The sequence below is a fragment of the Nocardioides aestuarii genome, from assembly GCF_039527245.1.
In the GTDB taxonomy this organism is placed as follows: domain Bacteria; phylum Actinomycetota; class Actinomycetes; order Propionibacteriales; family Nocardioidaceae; genus Nocardioides; species Nocardioides aestuarii.
The window spans coordinates 3,330,278-3,347,547 of sequence record NZ_BAAAJT010000002.1; the positions used below are offsets into that span (position 1 = coordinate 3,330,278).

General features: G+C 71.9%; 13 protein-coding genes. 7 read left to right on the plus strand and 6 right to left on the minus strand.

Translation table 11 applies throughout. The annotated features are described in order from the left end of the window. Positions 1-4: 4 nt before the first annotated feature. From ABD091_RS16760 to ABD091_RS16790, 7 genes are all read left to right on the plus strand, one after another. Entirely contained in the window at positions 5-1,141 is a 1,137-nt protein-coding gene (locus ABD091_RS16760) for a glycosyltransferase (RefSeq protein WP_343920541.1), read from the plus strand. Positions 1,142-1,247: 106 nt separating this feature from the next. Beyond that, positions 1,248-1,418, plus strand: a complete 171-nt coding sequence (locus ABD091_RS16765) for a hypothetical protein (protein WP_343920543.1) — start codon at positions 1,248-1,250, stop codon at positions 1,416-1,418. Positions 1,419-1,431: 13 nt separating this feature from the next. Beyond that, a complete protein-coding gene (locus ABD091_RS16770; protein WP_343920545.1) occupies positions 1,432-1,956 on the plus strand; it encodes a PH domain-containing protein in 525 nt (174 codons plus the stop codon). 8 nt (positions 1,957-1,964) lie between these two features. Continuing rightward, positions 1,965-2,459: a MarR family winged helix-turn-helix transcriptional regulator gene (locus tag ABD091_RS16775; protein WP_343920547.1), complete on the plus strand. Its 495-nt coding sequence runs from the start codon at positions 1,965-1,967 to the stop codon at positions 2,457-2,459. Positions 2,460-2,504: 45 nt separating this feature from the next. Continuing rightward, positions 2,505-4,193 carry a coenzyme B12-dependent isobutyryl-CoA mutase large subunit gene (gene icmA, locus ABD091_RS16780; RefSeq protein ID WP_343920549.1) on the plus strand — a complete coding sequence of 563 codons (1,689 nt, stop codon included), beginning with the start codon at positions 2,505-2,507 and terminating at the stop codon, positions 4,191-4,193. 23 nt (positions 4,194-4,216) lie between these two features. Further along, positions 4,217-5,440, plus strand: a complete 1,224-nt coding sequence (locus ABD091_RS16785; protein WP_343920551.1) for an acetyl-CoA hydrolase/transferase C-terminal domain-containing protein — start codon at positions 4,217-4,219, stop codon at positions 5,438-5,440. A gap of 9 nt (positions 5,441-5,449) precedes the next feature. Next, positions 5,450-6,406 (plus strand): co-chaperone YbbN, encoded by a 957-nt coding sequence (locus ABD091_RS16790; protein WP_343920553.1) that lies wholly within the window; start codon positions 5,450-5,452, stop codon positions 6,404-6,406. A 7-nt stretch (positions 6,407-6,413) separates the two neighbouring features. Here ABD091_RS16790 and ppdK read toward each other — a convergent pair whose 3' ends face one another. From ppdK to ABD091_RS16820, 6 genes are all read right to left on the minus strand, one after another. After that, entirely contained in the window at positions 6,414-9,089 is a 2,676-nt protein-coding gene (gene ppdK, locus ABD091_RS16795; protein ID WP_343920555.1) for a pyruvate, phosphate dikinase, read from the minus strand. A 51-nt stretch (positions 9,090-9,140) separates the two neighbouring features. After that, positions 9,141-9,917 carry an NUDIX hydrolase gene (locus ABD091_RS16800; RefSeq protein WP_343920557.1) on the minus strand — a complete coding sequence of 259 codons (777 nt, stop codon included), beginning with the start codon at positions 9,915-9,917 and terminating at the stop codon, positions 9,141-9,143. Positions 9,918-10,001: 84 nt separating this feature from the next. Beyond that, entirely contained in the window at positions 10,002-12,185 is a 2,184-nt protein-coding gene (gene glgB, locus ABD091_RS16805) for a 1,4-alpha-glucan branching protein GlgB (protein WP_343920559.1), read from the minus strand. Further along, positions 12,182-13,534: a maltokinase N-terminal cap-like domain-containing protein gene (locus ABD091_RS16810; protein WP_343920561.1), complete on the minus strand. Its 1,353-nt coding sequence runs from the start codon at positions 13,532-13,534 to the stop codon at positions 12,182-12,184. The genes glgB and ABD091_RS16810 overlap by 4 nt, the downstream gene beginning before the upstream one ends. Further along, a complete protein-coding gene (gene treS / locus ABD091_RS16815) occupies positions 13,531-15,276 on the minus strand; it encodes a maltose alpha-D-glucosyltransferase (protein ID WP_343920563.1) in 1,746 nt (581 codons plus the stop codon). The genes ABD091_RS16810 and treS overlap by 4 nt, the downstream gene beginning before the upstream one ends. Then, positions 15,273-17,243, minus strand: a complete 1,971-nt coding sequence (locus tag ABD091_RS16820) for an alpha-1,4-glucan--maltose-1-phosphate maltosyltransferase (RefSeq protein ID WP_343920565.1) — start codon at positions 17,241-17,243, stop codon at positions 15,273-15,275. The genes treS and ABD091_RS16820 overlap by 4 nt, the downstream gene beginning before the upstream one ends. Positions 17,244-17,270: the final 27 nt, after the last annotated feature.

Below are 17,270 nucleotides of genomic sequence, written 5' to 3' on the forward strand. Positions count from 1 at the left end.
GCGGGTGCGCGTCGCCCAGCTCGCCAACTTCGTCGGCCCGACGTCCGGTGGCATGAAGACCGCGGTCGACCGGATCGGCCGCGGCTACGTCGAGGCGGGTGCCGCGCGCATGCTCGTCGTCCCCGGGCCGCGCGACCTCCGCACGACCACGCCCGCCGGCGACGTGGTGCAGGTCCGCGCGCCCGAGGTCGGCGGCGGCTACCGGCTGATCGTCGAGCCGTGGCGCGTCGCGGAGCTGCTGGAGGACTTCGCGCCGACCTCGATCGAGGTGTCGGACAAGTCCACCCTGATCCCGGTCGCCCGCTGGGCGCGGCGCCGGGGCGTGCCCACCGTGCTGTTCTCCCACGAGCGGCTCGACGCGATGCTGTCGCTGCGGACCGGTCTGCGGCTGGAGACCGGCCGTGCCTCGGGCCTCGGCGCCGCTCCCGTCGAGGTCTTCAACCGGGTGCTCGTGCGGAGCTTCGACCGGGTCGTCGTGACGTCCGCGTACGCCCTCCACGAGCTGGCCGAGCTCGCCCGCCGGGCCGGCACCCTGGTGCACCGGATCCCGCTCGGCGTGGACCTGCACACCTTCCGGCCCCACGACGTGGTTCGCCCGGGGGAGGGCGAGCCGCTGCGGCTGGTGCACGTGGGCCGGCTCTCCCGCGAGAAGAGCCCCCACCTCGCCGTCGCGACCGCCGTCCGGCTGCACCGGGACGGCGTGCCGGTCCGGCTCGACGTCTACGGCACCGGACCCCACGCCCACGAGCTGCGCGACCTGGCCCGGGGCGCCCCTGTGACGTTCCACGGCCACGTCGCCTCCCGCGGGGAGCTGGCGCGGCGGATCGCCGCGGCGGACGTCGCGCTGTCGGTCTGTCCGGGGGAGACCTTCGGGCTCGCCGTGCTCGAGGCACTCGCCTGCGGCACCCCGGTGGTCACGGCCGGCCACGGCGGCGCGCGCGAGCTGGTCGACGCGACCTGCGGCGCGTGGGGCGGGCCCGACCCGGCCTGGCTCGCCGCCGCCGTCCTGGACCTGGCCTCCCGGCCCCGCGGCCCGGTGCGGGCGGCCGCACGCCGGCGGGCGGAGGGCTTCTGCTGGAGCCGGACCGTCGAGGAGATGGTCGACCTCCACCGGGAGCTGGCCGGGGCCCCGGTCGCCTAGCACGTGGCGTCCGGTCCGGCTCCGGGCGAGCCTGCGCGGGCGGTCGGCGTACGGCTGGTACGAATGGTGGGTCCTGTGCCGTACCCCCGAAAGAGAGCGACACGACATGAACGCCAAGAAGGCGGTGCTGATCCTGGTCGTGGTGTTCCTCGGCTTCTGGATGTTCACCGACCCCTCGGGCATGGCCGAGGCCTCGAAGTCCGCCGCTGCCGGCACCTGGAGCCTGGCCGAGGACCTGTTCCGCGCCGTCATCCGCTTCTTCGGCGCCCTGGTCTGAGACGGGCTCCGCGATGGGTCTGCTCGGCTCGGTGACCGAGCCCGACATCCGGCGCCACCTCCTGCGCGAGGAGGGCGAGGTCATCGTCGACGAGGTGCGCAAGCACTGGGTTGCCTACGTCCGTCCGGCGCTCGAGTGGCTGCTGGCCGCGGCGCTGCTCCTGCTGCTGCCGTTCACCCACCCGGACCTCGCGTGGCTCCCGTTCCTGGTCGCCTGCGGGCTGCTGCTCCACGGCGGCTGGAAGATCCTGCAGGCGCGGGTCGACCGGTTCGTCATCACCAACATGCGCGTGTTCCGTGTCCACGGGGTCCTCTCGCGCCAGCAGGCGACGATGCCGCTGTCGCGGATCCTCGACATCACCGTCGCCAAGCCGTTCATCGGCCGGGTCCTCGGCTACGGTCACTTCGTCTTCGAGTCCGCGGCCCAGGAGCAGGGGCTGCGTGACATCCGCTTCGTCGGTCGTCCCGACGACCGCGACCTCGCGATCCAGCGGGTCGTCCAGCGCTCCGGCCTGCGCGGTCCGCGCGTCGTCAACTGAGCGCGCCCGTGTCCCGCCTGCCGTTCGACCCGATCGACGAGGCCGCCCGGCAGTGGGCGGAGCAGGGGTGGGGCCGGGTCCCCGCGATGCACGCCGTCACGTCGCTGATGCGGGTGCAGCAGCTCGTCATCGGCCGGCTCGACGCGCTGCTGCGGCCCCACGGGCTCACCTTCGCCCGCTACGAGGCCCTGGTGCTGCTGACCTTCTCCTCCCGCGGCTCGCTGCCGCTGGGCAAGATGGGGGAGCGGCTCCAGGTCCACCCGACCTCGGTCACCTCGATCGTGCGCAAGCTCGACGCCGACGGCCACGTCGTCCGCCGGCCCCACCCCGACGACGGGCGTGCGGTGCTCGCGGAGATCACCGCGTCCGGGCGCGCCGTCGTCGCGGCCGCGACCGACGACCTGGTGGGCGCCGACTTCGGGCTCGGCGTGCTGGAGGAGGGGGCCCTCACGGCGCTCTCGGAGCTGCTCCGCCCGGTACGCCGGGCCGCCGGCGACTTCTGAGGCGGCGGTTCGCGGGAATTAGTTGGACGTCCTACTATTCGTAGCATGACCGAGAACGCGCGCTCCCGCTGGCAGGCCCGCTACGACGCCTCGCGCGTGCGGGAGGCCGACTTCACGACGCTCTCGGGCATGGAGGTCGCCCCGGCCTACGGCACCGACGACTCCGAGTGGCCCGGCCAGTTCCCCTTCACCCGGGGGCTCTACCCGACCGGCTACCGCGGCAGGACCTGGACGATCCGTCAGTTCGCAGGCTTCGGCAACGCCCAGCAGACCAACGAGCGCTACCACATGATCCTCGGCCGGGGCGGCGGCGGACTCTCGGTCGCCTTCGACATGCCCACGCTGATGGGCCGTGACTCCGACGACCCCAAGAGCCTCGGCGAGGTCGGCCACTGCGGTGTCGCGATCGACTCCGTCGCCGACATGGAGGTGCTCTTCGACGGCATCGACCTCGGTGCCGTCACCACCTCGATGACGATCAGCGGGCCGGCCGTGCCGGTCTTCTGCATGATGCTGGTCGCGGCGGAGCGAGCCGGCGTCGACACCGGCGTCCTCAACGGCACCCTCCAGACCGACATCTTCAAGGAATACATCGCGCAGAAGGAGTGGCTCTTCGGGCCCGAGCCCCACCTGCGCCTGATCGGCGACCTGATGGAGCACTGCGCCGAGCGGATCCCGGACTACAAGCCGCTCTCGGTCTCCGGCTACCACATCCGCGAGGCGGGATCGACGGCCGCGCAGGAGCTCGCCTTCACCCTGGCCGACGGGTTCGGCTACGTCGAGCTCGGCCTGAGCCGGGGCCTCGACGTCGACACCTTCGCCCCTGGCCTCTCCTTCTTCTTCGACGCCCACGTCGACTTCTTCGAGGAGATCGCGAAGTTCCGCGCGGCCCGCCGGATCTGGGCCCGCTGGCTGCGCGACGTCTACGGGGCCGAGACGGAGAAGGCCCAGTGGCTGCGGTTCCACACCCAGACCGCCGGGGTGTCGCTCACGGCCCAGCAGCCCTACAACAACGTCGTCCGGACCGGCATCGAGGCTCTCTCCGCGGTGCTCGGCGGCACCAACAGCCTCCACACCAACGCGCTCGACGAGACGCTCGCGCTCCCCAGCGAGCAGGCCGCCGAGATCGCGCTGCGCACCCAGCAGGTGATCATGGAGGAGACCGGCGTCGTCAACGTCGCCGACCCGCTCGGCGGTTCCTGGTACGTCGAGGCGCTGACCGACCAGATCGAGGCCGAGGCCAACGCGATCTTCGACCGCATCCTCGCGCTCGGCGGCTCGCCGCTGACCCACGGCGACACCGAGGCTCTCGCCGAGGCGACGCGCAACGGGGAGGACCCCGTCACCCGCGGGCTGTTGCGGGGCATCGAGGACGGCTGGTTCATGTCCGAGATCGCCGAGGCCGCCTTCACCTACCAGGTGGCGCTCGAGAAGGGCGAGAAGCGGATCGTGGGCGTCAACTGCCACGAGCACTCCGTCACCCACGACCTCGAGATCCTGCGGGTCAGCCACGAGGTCGAGACCGAGCAGGTGCGGCTGCTCGCCGAGCGCAAGGCGGGCCGTGACCAGGCCGCCGTCGACGCCGCGCTCGCGAGGATGGTCGAGGTCGGCCGTACCGAGGACAACATGATCGAGGCGATGCTCGACGCCTGCCGGGTCGAGGCGACGCTGGGCGAGATCTGCGACGCGCTCCGTGCCGAGTGGGGCGAGTACCGGGAGCCCGCCCGCTTCTGACGCCGGGCTGGTTGACTGGTCCCGTGAACCTGCGGGACCTGCTGGCGGGCCTGCCCGACGACCCCCGCGTCGTCGTCAGCGGCAACCACGCCACGCCCTGGACGGCGCTGCGCGAGCTGGACGAGGTCGTGCCGACCTACCGGCTGTGGGCGCTCAACGGGCAGGTCGGGCTGCCCGACCGGGAGGGCGTCGTGCTCGAGACGTCGTTCGTCGGTCCGGGCCAGCGGCGCAGCCCGCGCCTCCACTACGTCCCCTGCCGGCTCTCGCTGGTGCCGCGGCTCTTCGAGCGGCGGCAGCCGCCCGACCTGGTCGTCCTCCACACCACGGCGCCGCGGGACGGCCGGGTCTCGCTCGGGACCGAGGTCAACGTGCTTCCCGCGGCGGTCGCCGCCGCGCGGGCCCGCGGCGGCCGGGTCGTCGTGCAGGCCAATGCCCGGATGCCGTGGACCGGCGGTGACGCGCTGCTCGACCTCGACCTGGTCGACGTCGTGCTCGACACCGACGAGCCGCTGCCCGTGGCCGACCCCGCGCCCGGCGACCCCACGGCCGAGCGCATCGGAGCCCTGGTCGCGGGCCTGGTCGCCGACGGCTCCACCCTGCAGGCCGGGATCGGCGCGGTCCCCGACGCGGCGCTGCGCGGTCTGCGCGACCGCCGGGGGCTGCGGGTCTGGACGGAGATGTTCAGCGACTCGGTACTGGCCCTCGAGCAGGCGGGTGCCCTCGACCGCGACGTGCCGGTGACGGCCTCGTTCCTGTTCGGCTCCGCCGAGCTGCTGGAGTGGGTCGACGGCAACGAGCGGGTCGTGATGCGGCGTACGGAGACCACGAACGACCCGGCGCTGATCGCCCGCCACGACCGGATGGTGTCGGTCAACACCGCGCTCGAGGTCGACCTCTTCGGCCAGGCCAACGCCTCCCGCATCGACGCCCGGATCCACTCCGGCTTCGGCGGCCAGACCGACTTCATCGTCGGAGCGCTGCACAGCCGCGACGGGCAGGCGCTGCTGGCGCTCCGCTCGTGGCACCCGCGCGCCGACGTGTCGACCGTCGTGCCGCTCCTCGACGAGCCCACGACGTCGTTCCAGATGAGCGCCGTGGTCACCGAGCAGGGGATCGCGGAGGTCTTCGGCCACGACCAGCGCGAGCAGGCCCGGCAGCTGATCGAGCACGCGGCCCACCCGCGGGTCCGCGAGGAGCTGTGGGAGGAGGCCCATGCCCTGGGTCTGGCTCCAGCACCCGCTCCCTAGGATGGACCCATGACGCAGCAGCCGTTCAGCCGTCCCGGGGCCGTCGACCTGTCGGCCCTCACCCAGACCGCCGCTCCCGCCGGGGGCCAGCCCGATCGGTCCGGAGGCGCACCCGTCGCCGGCGCAGGCTCCTCCTACGCCGTCAGCGTCGACGGCGAGCAGGGGCTCCAGTCGGTCGTCGAGGCGTCGATGACCGCGCCGGTGGTGCTGGTCTTCGTGTCGCCGTCGCGGGTGCCGGAGAGCGCCCAGATGGCCGACGACCTCGCTGTCGTGGTCGGCGAGCACGAGGGCAAGTTCCTCGCCGCCGTCGTCGACGTCGACGCCTCGCCCGCGATCGCCCAGATGATGCAGATCCAGCAGGTGCCGCTGATGATGGTGCTGGTCGACGGGCGGCCGGCGACCCAGCCGATCCCTGGAGTCGCCGGGATCGACGACCTGCGCGCCATGTTCACCCAGCTCGCCCAGCAGCTGACCGCCCAGGGCATCGCCGGGCGCCACCAGCCGCGGTCCGCGGCGCCCGTCGACGGCGAGGGCGAGGACGACGAGGCTGCGGTGGACCCGCGCTACGCCGCCGCGCAGGCCGCCCTGGTGGCCGACGACGTCGACGGCGCGGTGGCGGAGTACCAGAAGCTGGTCGACGCCAACCCGGCCGACTCCGAGGCGGCGGCGGGACTGGCGATGGCCAAGGTGCTCCAGCGGACCCGCGGGGTCGACCTCCAGGCCGCCCGCGAGGCCGCGGCCGCCCACCCCGACGACGTCGAGGCCCAGACCATGGCCGCCGACCTCGACCTGCTCGGCGGCCACGTCGACGACGCCTTCGCGCGGCTCGTCGAGCTCGTCCGGCGTACGTCGGACAAGGAGCGCGACGCCGCACGCGAGCACCTGCTGGGGCTCTTCGGTGCCGTCGGCAACGACGACCCGCGCGTCCTGCGGGGTCGTCAGGCGCTGGCCTCGGCCCTGTTCTAGGAGCCGTCTAGCCCCGGCTCGAGCGGGTGCCGAGCACCGAGCGGCCGGCCTCGAGCCGGGCCACCGGCACGCGGAACGGCGAGCACGAGACGTAGTCGAGGCCGACCGAGTCGAAGAAGTGGATCGAGCGCGGGTCGCCACCGTGCTCACCGCAGACCCCGACCTTGAGGTCGGGCTTGACCTCGCGGCCCTTCTCCGTGCCCATCTCGACCATGCCGCCGACCCCGCGCTGGTCGAGGGACTCGAAGGGGGAGACGTCGAAGATGCCGTGGTCGAAGTAGCGGGAGAAGAACGCCGCCTCGACGTCGTCGCGTGAGAAGCCCCAGGCCATCTGGGTGAGGTCGTTGGTGCCGAAGGAGAAGAAGTCGGCCTCCTTGGCGATCCGGTCGGCCAGGAACGCCGCACGTGGCAGCTCGATCATCGTGCCGACCTTGAACTCGACGGTGACGTCGCGGGACTCCTGGACCTCCTCGGCGACGCGGAGGATGGCGGTCTTGACGATCTCGAGCTCCCGGACGCTCGCGACGAGCGGGATCATGATCTCCGGCAGCGGGCGCATGCCCTCGGCGGCGCGGTCGGCGGCTGCCTCGAGGATCGCGCGCGCCTGCATCTCGAAGAGTCCGGGGATCTGGATCCCGAGCCGCACGCCGCGCAGGCCCAGCATCGGGTTCTGCTCGTGGAGCCGGCGGACGTGGGTCAGCAGCACCCGGTCGTGCTCGACCTCCTCGCCACGCTGCTCAGCGAGCGCGACCTTGACCGACAGGTCGGTCAGGTCGGGCAGGAACTCGTGGAGGGGCGGGTCGATGAGGCGGATGGTGACCGGTAGCCCGTCCATGGCCTCGAAGATCTCGGTGAAGTCCTGCCGCTGCAGGGGGAGCAGGGCGTCGAGGGCGGCCTGCCGGGCGGTGTCGTCCTCGGCGACGATCAGGTGCTCGACGAGCTCGCGCCGCTCTCCCAGGAACATGTGCTCGGTGCGGCACAAGCCGATGCCCTGGCCGCCGAACCGACGCGCCCGGGCCGCGTCGTCGGGGGTGTCGGCGTTGGCCCGGACCCGGAGCCGCCGGGCTCCGTCGGCGTGGGCCATGATCCGGGCCACTGCGCTCACCAGGTCGTCGTCGACGCGCTCGCCCTCGAAGTGACGCACGACCAGCGCGTCCGACACCGGCACCTGGCCCGCGAACACCTCGCCGGTGGTGCCGTCGATCGAGATCAGGTCGCCCTCGCTGACGGTGACGCCGTCGCGGACCCGGAACTCGCGGGCCTTCGCGTCGACGTCGAGCGCCTCGGCGCCGCACACGCACGTGCGCCCCATGCCGCGGGCGACCACGGCGGCGTGGCTGGTCTTGCCGCCGCGGCTGGTGAGGATGCCGCGGGCGGCGACCATGCCGCGGAGGTCGTCGGGGTTGGTCTCCTTGCGGACGAGGATGACGTCCTCGCCGCGCTCGGCCCACTCCACGGCGGTGTCGGAGTCGAAGACGGCCTTGCCGACGGCGGCACCGGGCGAGGCGTTCATGCCGGTGGCGAGCAGCGTGCGGTCGGCGTCCTCGTCGAAGCGCGGGAACATCAGCTGGGCGAGCTGGTCACCGGTGACGCGCAGCACGGCCTCGTCCATCTGGATCAGGCCCTCGTCGACCATGTGGACCGCGATCCGGAAGGCTGCCTCCGGGGTGCGCTTGCCGACCCGGGTCTGCAGCATCCAGAGCTTGCCGCGCTCGACGGTGAACTCGATGTCGCACATGTCGCGGTAGTGGCGCTCGAGCCGGGCCATGATCGACATCAGCTCGCCGTGGGAGTGGGCGTCCACCTCGGCGAAGTCCGCGAGGCTGACGGTGTTGCGGATGCCGGCCACGACATCCTCGCCCTGGGCGTTCTGCAGGTAGTCGCCGTACTCGCCCTGCGCGCCGCTGGCGGGGTCGCGGGTGAAGGCGACGCCGGAGCCGGAGTCCATGCCGAAGTTGCCGAACACCATCGCCTGGACGTTGACGGCCGTGCCGAGGTCCTCCGGGATCCGCTCCTGGCGGCGGTAGAGCCGCGCGCGGTCGGTGTTCCAGGAGTCGAAGACGGCCCGGATCGCCAGGTCCATCTGCTCGCGGGGGTCCTGGGGGAACTCACGCCCGGCCCGCTCGCGGACGATGCCCTTGAAGGTCTCGACGACCTCCGCCAGCGCGGCCGCGTCGAGGTCGAGGTCGCTCTCGGTGCCGCGCGCCGACTTGGCGGCGTCGAGGGCCTCGGAGAAGTGCTCGGCGTCGACGTGGAGGACGGTGGCACCGAACATCTGGAGCAGCCGACGGTAGGAGTCCTGGGCGAAGCGCTCGTCGGAGCTCTGCTTGGCGAGCCCCTGCACCGACTCGTCGTTGAGGCCGATGTTGAGGACCGTCTCCATCATCCCCGGCATCGAGAACTTCGCGCCGGAGCGCACGCTGACCAGCAGCGGGTCGTCGGCGTCGCCGAGCCGGCGGCCCATGGTCTCCTCCAGCGCCGCGAGGTGGGCGGTGACCTCCTCGGCCAGGCCGTCGGGCTCGCCCCCGTGCTGGAGGTAGGCGCGACAGGCCTCCGTCGTGATCGTGAAGCCCGGTGGCACGGGAAGCCCGAGGTTGGTCATCTCGGCGAGGTTGGCCCCCTTGCCGCCGAGGAGGTCACGCTGGTCCTTGTCTCCCGCTGCGAAGTCCTGCACGTAGCCCATACCGGACGATGGCACGTCGGGGGCGGGCTTGGCGAGGGTCTCGCGGCCGAATCAGTCGCGGTCCCCGCGCTCGACGTAGGCCGGGGCGGCCCCGCCGACGTTCGCGAGCGCGGACGCGATACGGCCGGCGGTGAAGTCGGCGGCGCGGTCGGCCACCTGCTCGGGAGTGCAGAACTCCGCGCTGCGGATCTCGCGGGTCTCCTTCACGACACGGTCGAGGATTGCCGCCTCGTGGCGGCCGCCGTCGAAGACCAGGCACAGGGCATCGTCCCAACCGCTCCACGGCGGCAGCCAGTCGGTCAGCAGCAGGGGCCCGGCGGGGAGGTCGAGGCCGAGCTCCTCGGCGACCTCCCGGGTCGCGGCACGCTGGGGCGACTCGCCCACCTCGACCACCCCGCCGGGCAGGTCCCAGTCGCGCTTGTAGGTCAGCTGGCACAGCAGCACCCGGTCGTCGTCGTCGCGGACGAGCAGCTGGCTGATCGCGCGCTTGCGGGGGAGGAAGGAGTTGAGCAGCGCCCGGAAGCCCTCGGGCTCCGACGCGGGCAGGTCGTGCTCGAGCCGGGCGTAGACGACGTGGTCGCCGGCCACGCCCCGGCGTACGCCCTCGCGGCGCAGGCCGGACCACGTCGCGACCCGCTGGGCGGTGGTGTCGTCGGCCGCCACGTGGGCCTCCACCCGGCCGTGGACGGCCAGCGCGTCGTCGATCGCCCGCCGGACGACCTCGACCGCCGCCCAGAGGTCGTCGCGGTGCAGGTCGTCGGCCCAGCTGACCCGCGCCACGCCCTCGTCGACGGTCTCGACACGGGGGTCGGGCGGGGGAGTCGTCACGCCGTCACCCTAGCCGCGGCGCCCATGCTCGCCGCGTGTGCCTGAGCGTGCGCCCTGGCGCACGCTCAGGCACACGCCGCGCGGTCAGGAGCGGCGGCGGAACCAGACCGTCGCCAGCGGGGGCACGACGATCGTCGCGTGGGCCGGCTGGCCGGCGTGCTCTCCCTCCACCGCCGCCACGGTCCCGAGGTTGCCGACGCCCGAGCCGGTGTAGCCCTCGGCATCGGTGTTGAGCACCTCCTCCCACTCGCCGGCCGCCGGCATCGGGAGCCGGTAGTCGTGGTGGGGCTGCGCGGCGAAGTTGGCGACGCACACCAGGTCCGGGGAGCCGTCGTCACCGCGACGGACGAACGAGAACGTGTTGCGCTCCGCGTCGTTCGCGTCGAGCCAGCTGAAGGCGTTCGGGTCGGCGTCGGTGGCGTGCAGCGCGGGGGTCTCGCGGTAGACGCGGTTGAGGTCACGCACGAGCGACTGCACGCCGCGGTGCTCGGGGTGGTCGAGCAGCCACCAGTCGAGCTCGCGGGACTCGGCCCACTCCGACTCCTGGCCCATCTCTGCGCCCATGAACAGCAGCTGCTTGCCGGGGTGGGCCCACATGTAGGCCAGGTAGGCCCGCAGGTTCGCCAGCTGCTGCCAGCGGTCACCGGGCATCTTGCGCAGCAGCGATCCCTTGCCGTGGACGACCTCGTCGTGGCTGATCGGCAGGACGTAGTGCTCCGACCAGGCGTAGACGAGCGAGAACGTCATCTCGCCGTGGTGCCAGGCGCGGTGGACCGGGTCGTGCTCGACGTAGCCGAGCGAGTCGTGCATCCAGCCCATGTTCCACTTCAGCCAGAAGCCCAGGCCGCCCTCCGAGGTCGGCTTCGTGACTCCGGGCCAGGACGTCGACTCCTCTGCGACCGTGATGGCGCCGGGCACCCGCTTCCCGACGGTGCCGTTCACCTCCTGGAGGAACTGCACCGCCTCGAGGTTCTCGCGACCGCCGTGCACGTTGGGGCTCCACTGGCCGGGCTCCCGGGAGTAGTCGAGGTAGAGCATCGACGCGACGGCGTCGACTCGGAGCCCGTCGACGTGGAACTCCTCGAGCCAGTAGAGCGCGTTGGCGACGAGGAAGTTGCGCACCTCGCGGCGCCCGAAGTTGAAGACGTAGGTTCCCCAGTCCGGGTGCTCGCCGCGCGAGGGGTTGGGGTCCTCGTAGAGCGGAGTGCCGTCGAAGCGGGCGAGGGCGAACTCGTCCTTCGGGAAGTGGGCCGGCACCCAGTCCACCAGGACGCCGATGCCGGCCTGGTGGAGCCGGTCGACGAGGAGGCGGAACCCGTCGGGGTCGCCGAGCCTCGCCGTCGGGGCGTAGTAGGAGGTCACCTGGTAGCCCCACGAGCCGCCGAAGGGGTGCTCCATCACCGGCATGAACTCGACGTGGGTGAACCCGAGGTCGGTGAGGTAGTCGACCAGCTCGTCGGCGACCTCCGCGTAGGACAGCGAGCGGCCGTCGCGGCGGCGCCACGACGGCAGGTGGACCTCGTAGGTCGACATCGGCTCGGCCAGCGGCTGCTTCGAGGCGCGGGAGGTCATCCAGTCGTCGTCGGCCCAGGAGTAGGTCGACTCGAACACGACCGAGCCGGTCTGCGGCGGGACCTCGGTGTGGAAGGCCATCGGGTCGGCCTTCTCGCGCCACTGGCCGTCGGCGCCGAGCACGGCGTACTTGTAGACGGCCCCCGACCCCACGCCCGGCACGAAGAGCTCCCAGACCCCGGACGTCCCGAGCTGGCGCATCGGGTGCTCACGACCGTCCCAGCTGTTGAACGAGCCCTTCACCCGGACGCCGCGCGCCGACGGCGCCCAGACGGCGAAGGAGGTGCCGGAGACCTGCCCGTCGTAGTGGTGGACGCGGGAGCCCAGGACCTGCCACAGGTTCTCGTGGCGGCCCTCGTTGATGAGGTGGACGTCGACCTCGCCGACGGTCGGCAGGAACCGGTAGGGGTCGTCGAGCTCGAGCGTCGGGCCGGCGTCGTAGGCGACGTGGAGCCGGTAGTCCGGGACCTCGTCGAGCGGGAGGACACCGACCCAGACGCCCTCGTGCTCGTGGGTGAGCTCGTGGCGGTCGTCGCCGGTCACCACCGTGACCGACGTCGCGAGGGGCTTGAGGGTCCGGACCGTCACCGCCCCGTCGTGGGTGTGAGGGCCGAGCACCGCGTGGGGGTGGCCGTGCTCGCCGCGGACGATCTGGTCGAGCTCGCCGGAGGGGACAGGGACGGGTGAGGAAGTCATGCGGCTACCACCTTCGCGATCGCGTCGAGCGGGATGGAGACCCAGCTGGGTCGGTTGCGGGCCTCGTAGACGGCCTCGTAGACGGCCTTGTCGGCGACGTAGGCCGAGAGCAGCAGCTGCTCGTCCACGCCGAGGGGGCCGTCCGCGTAGGCGAGCAGGAAGGTCTCGCGGTTGCGCTTGGACCACTCCCGGGCCCGGAAGGCGCGCTGGTCGGCGGCGTCCGGGTCGGAGTCGTCGTGGGTCCGCTCCACCACCCGGGGGGCGTAGTCGAAGGAGCGGAGCATGCCGGCCACGTCACGCCACGGCGAGTCGGGGAGCACGCGCTCGGCCAGCGGCTTGGCCGGCTCGCCCTCGAAGTCGACGATCTTCCAGCCCTTGACCGTGCGCAGCGTCTGGCCGAGGTGGAGGTCGGCGTGGATCTGCTGGATCGGGACGTCCGACAGGTCGGCGACGCGACCGAAGACCTCGCGCAGGGCGGGGGCGTGCTCCGCGAGCTCGGGCACCACCCGGACGGCCGCGTCGAGCCGTTCGCCCATCGCCGTCGCGAGCGCCGACTGGGCCGCGGCGTCACGGGTCTCGCGCGGGAAGTGCTCGGCGAGCGTCTCGTGGGTCTCGCGGAGCGCGACCCCGAGCCGGGCCGCCTCACCCGCGAAGTCACCCCCCACCTCGTCGGCGTGGAGGTCGCCCTCGACGAAGAGGTTGCGCACGCTCGCCAGTGCCAGGTCCCATCCGTCGGTGGCCGTGCGGAGGAACTGCTGGAGCATCCCGAGCTGGAGCACCTGTCCCTCGACCAGCGAGTCGGTCTCCAGCCAGCCGTAGAGGGCGGCCACGTGGTCGGAACCGGCGCGCGTCAGCACGTCGTGGATCGTCACGTCCGGGTTGCGGCCCGGCGTGATCTTGCGGAAGAGCTTGAGCAGGGCGTCGTCGCCGAAGGCCAGCGACGAGTTGGACTGCTCGCCGCTGAAGAGCGTCGAGTGGGTCGAGAGGTCGAGGTCGTGCCCCGGGAGCCGCTCGAAGCGCAGTGGCCCCTCGGTGGGCGGCGTGTCGAACGACGCCAGCAGGTGGGCCATCGCGGCCCGGTCGTGCACGGCGTCGTAGACGTGGCCCCCGTCCCAGGAGCCGACCAGCGCGTGCTCGAGGTGCTCCTGCGGCTCGGCGTAGTGGACGAGCGGCAGCTGGTAGTACTCGCGCTCGTCGCCGTAGTCGAGGGTGACGAGGTCGAGGTCGAGGCGCGGGTCGGTGCCGACGGTGCCGAGCCGCCGGAAGCCCGCCACCTCGAAGTCACGGCCCTTCCCGCCGAACCAGCGGGCCTGCTCGATGAACTCCTTGACGGTGTCGTTGACGCTCACGTGGAGCCTTCCTTCGTGGCCGGTCGGGTTAACCGGAACCAGTAGAAGCCGTACCCGTTGAGGGTCAGCAGGTAGGGCAGCTCGCCGATCGCCGGGAACGGCACCCCGCCCAGCAGCTCGACGGGCACCATGCCCTCGTAGCGCCGCAGGTCGAGCTCGACCGGCTGCGGGAACCGGGACAGGTTGTTCAGGCACAGGATGATGTCCTCGCGACCCTCGTCGTCGACGTGCTCGCGGCTGTAGGACAGCACGCTCGGGTTGGAGCCGCCGAGGTCGGTGAAGGTGCCGAGGCCGAACGCCGGGTGGTGGCGCCGGGCGTGGATGATCCGCCGCGTCCAGTGGAGCAAGGAGGACGAGTTCTCGAGCTGGGCCTCGACGTTGACGCTCTGGTAGCCGGTCACCGGGTCCTGGATCAGCGGCAGGTGCAGTTTGCCGGGGGTGGCCGCCGAGAACCCGGCGTTGCGGTCCGGCGTCCACTGCATCGGCGTGCGCACGCCGTCGCGGTCACCGAGCCAGATGTTGTCGCCCATGCCGATCTCGTCGCCGTAGTAGAGGACCGGGGAGCCCGGCAGCGACAGCAGCAGGGCGTGGAAGAGCTCCATCCGGTTGACGTCGTTGTCGAGCAGGGGGGCGAGGCGTCGCCGGATCCCGATGTTGGCCTTCATGCGGGGGTCGCTGGCGTACTCGGACCACATGTAGTCGCGGTCGTCGTCGGTGACCATCTCGAGCGTCAGCTCGTCGTGGTTGCGCAGGAAGATGCCCCACTGGCAGCCGTCCGGGATGTCCGGCGTCTGCTCCATGATCTCCGAGATCGGGTAGCGCGACTCACGGCGCACGGCCATGAAGATGCGGGGCATGACGGGGAAGTGGAAGGCCATATGGCACTCCGTGCCGATCCAGCGCTGGGACTCGTCGTCATATTCGGGGCCGAAGTACTCGACGACGTCGGCCGGCCACTGGTTGGCCTCGCACAGCAGCACGGTGCCGGGATACTTCTCGTCGACGAAGCGCCGGACCTTCTTGAGCATGTCGTGGGTCTCGGGCAGGTTCTCGCCGTTCGTCCCCGGCCGCTCGTAGAGGTAGGGCACGGCGTCGAGCCGGAACCCGTCCAGGCCCATCGCGAGCCAGAAGTCCATCGCCTCGATCATGGCGTCGTGGACCTTCGGGTTGTCGAAGTTGAGGTCCGGCTGGTGGTGGAAGAAGCGGTGCCAGTAGTACTGGCCCCGGACCGGGTCCCACGACCAGTTCGACGGCTCGGTGTCGACGAAGATGATCCGCGCCTCTTCGTAGAGCTCGTCGGTGTCGGACCACACGTAGAAGTCGCCGTAGGGGCCGTCGGGGTCACGCCGCGACTCCTGGAACCACGGGTGGGCGTCGCTCGTGTGGTTCATGACGAAGTCGATGATCACGCGGATGCCGCGCTGGTGGGCCTCGTCGAGGAACTGCTGGAAGTCCTCGACCGTCCCGCACTCGGGGAGGATGTCGGTGTAGTCCGCGACGTCGTAGCCGCCGTCGCGCAGGGGTGAGGTGAAGAACGGTGGGACCCAGAGGCAGTCGACGCCGAGCCACTGCAGGTAGTCCAGCTTCTCGATGAGGCCCTGGAAGTCGCCGGTGCCGTCGGCGTCGGAGTCGCGGAAGGACCGGACCAGCACCTCGTAGAAGACGGCCGTCTTGAACCAGTCGGGGGTGTCGCCGACGGACACGACCTGGTCGGGGGCAGCGGCGTCGGGTGGCGGGGTCACCGGGCGCTCCTCACGGTCAGCACGTGGGCGGGTTCGTCGTGCGGGTCGAGGCGGACGTAGTTGTGCTCGCTCCACGACCAGGTCTGGTCCGTGACCTCGTCGTGGACGGCGAGCGAGTCGCCCCACTCGAGCCCCAGAGCCGGCAGGTCGAGGTGGACCATCGTCTCCCGGGTCCCGTGGGGGTCGAGGTTGATGACGCTGATGACGATGTCGTCCCCGGAGCGCTTGCTGAAGCAGAGGACGTGGTCGTCGTCGGTGCGGTGCACCGTCAGGTCGCGGAGCTGCTGCAGCGCCGGGTGCTGGCGGCGTACGCGGTTGAGCAGGGTGAGGTAGGGCGCGAGGGTGCGTCCCTCGCGCTCTGCGGCGTCCCAGTCCCGGACCCGGACCTGGTACTTCTCCGAGTCGAGGTACTCCTCGCTGCCCGGCTTGACCGCCACGTGCTCGTAGAGCTCGTAGCCGGCGTAGACGCCCCAGCTCGGCGACCCGGTCGCGGCCAGGGCGGCTCGGATCTTGAACGCCGCCGGCCCGCCGTACTGGAGGAACGCGTGGAGGATGTCGGGGGTGTTGACGAAGAAGTTGGGCCGCATCATGTGGTCGGTCTCCGAGGAGAGCTCCACGAGGTAGTCCTCGATCTCGGCCTTCGCGGTGCGCCACGTGAAGTAGGTGTAGGACTGGTGGAAGCCGATGGCGCCGAGGCCGCGCATCATCGCCGGCCGCGTGAAGGCCTCGGCGAGGAACAGCACGTCCGGGTCGGTCGAGCGCACCTCGCGCAGCAGCCACTCCCAGAACGCGACCGGCTTGGTGTGGGGGTTGTCGACGCGGAAGATCCGGACGCCGTGGGACATCCAGTGCTGGACGATCCGCAGCACCTCTCCCGAGATGCCGCTGGGGTCGTTGTCGAAGTTGATCGGGTAGATGTCCTGGTACTTCTTCGGCGGGTTCTCCGCGTAGGCGATGGTGCCGTCGGCCCGGGTCGTGAACCACTCGGGGTTGGTCGTGACCCACGGGTGGTCGGGGGCCGCCTGCAGCGCCAGGTCGAGGGCGACCTCGAGGCCCAGCTCGCGTGCCCGGGCGACGAAGGCGTCGAAGTCGTCGAGGGTGCCGAGGTCGGGGTGGACCGCGTCGTGGCCCCCGTCCTTGCTGCCGATCGCCCAGGGCGAGCCCGTGTCGTCGGGACCTGGCGTCAGGGTGTTGTTGGGGCCCTTGCGGTTGACCTCGCCGATCGGGTGGATCGGGGGCAGGTAGACCACGTCGAAGCCCATCGCGGCCACGGCGTCGAGACGCTTCGCCGCGGTCCGGAACGTTCCGCTGGTGACCTTCCCGGTCTTCTCGTCCTGCGTGGCGCCCTCCGAGCGCGGGAAGAACTCGTACCAGCTCCCGAACAGCGCGCGGCCGCGGTCGGCGTACGCCGGGAACGGGCCCTCGACCGTCACGAGCTCGCGCAGCGGGTGGTCGCGCAGCACCCGCTCGAGGTCGGGGGCCTGCAGCGCCGCCAACCGGGCGGCAGCCGGCCGGCTGGTGTCGCGCGCGGCCTCGACACCGGCCGCGACCGCCTCGGCGTCGGCCGGCTCCAGACCGTCGGCCATGACCCGCTCCAGCAGGAGGCGGCCCTCGGTGAACATCAGCTCCACGTCGACGCCGGCGGGCACCTTCAGGCCGATCGCGTGCTGCCACGTGGCGATCGGGTCGGACCACGCCTGCACCTCGAACGTCCAGGCGCCCTCGACGTCCGGGGTCACCCACGCGACGTAGCGGTCGGGCATGTCCCCGCCGTCGGGGACCATCCGCACCGGCGCACGACGTACGCCGTCGGGACCGCTGAGCACCACCTCGGCACCGAGCTTGTCGTGCCCCTCGCGGAACACCGAGGCGGTCACCGGGAAGGGCTCGCCGACGGTCGCCTTGGCGGGCTGTCGACCGAGGTCGACCAAGGGCATGACGTTCATGACGGGGATGCGTCCGACCATTGCTCAACCCTTGCGGGTCGCCGCAGC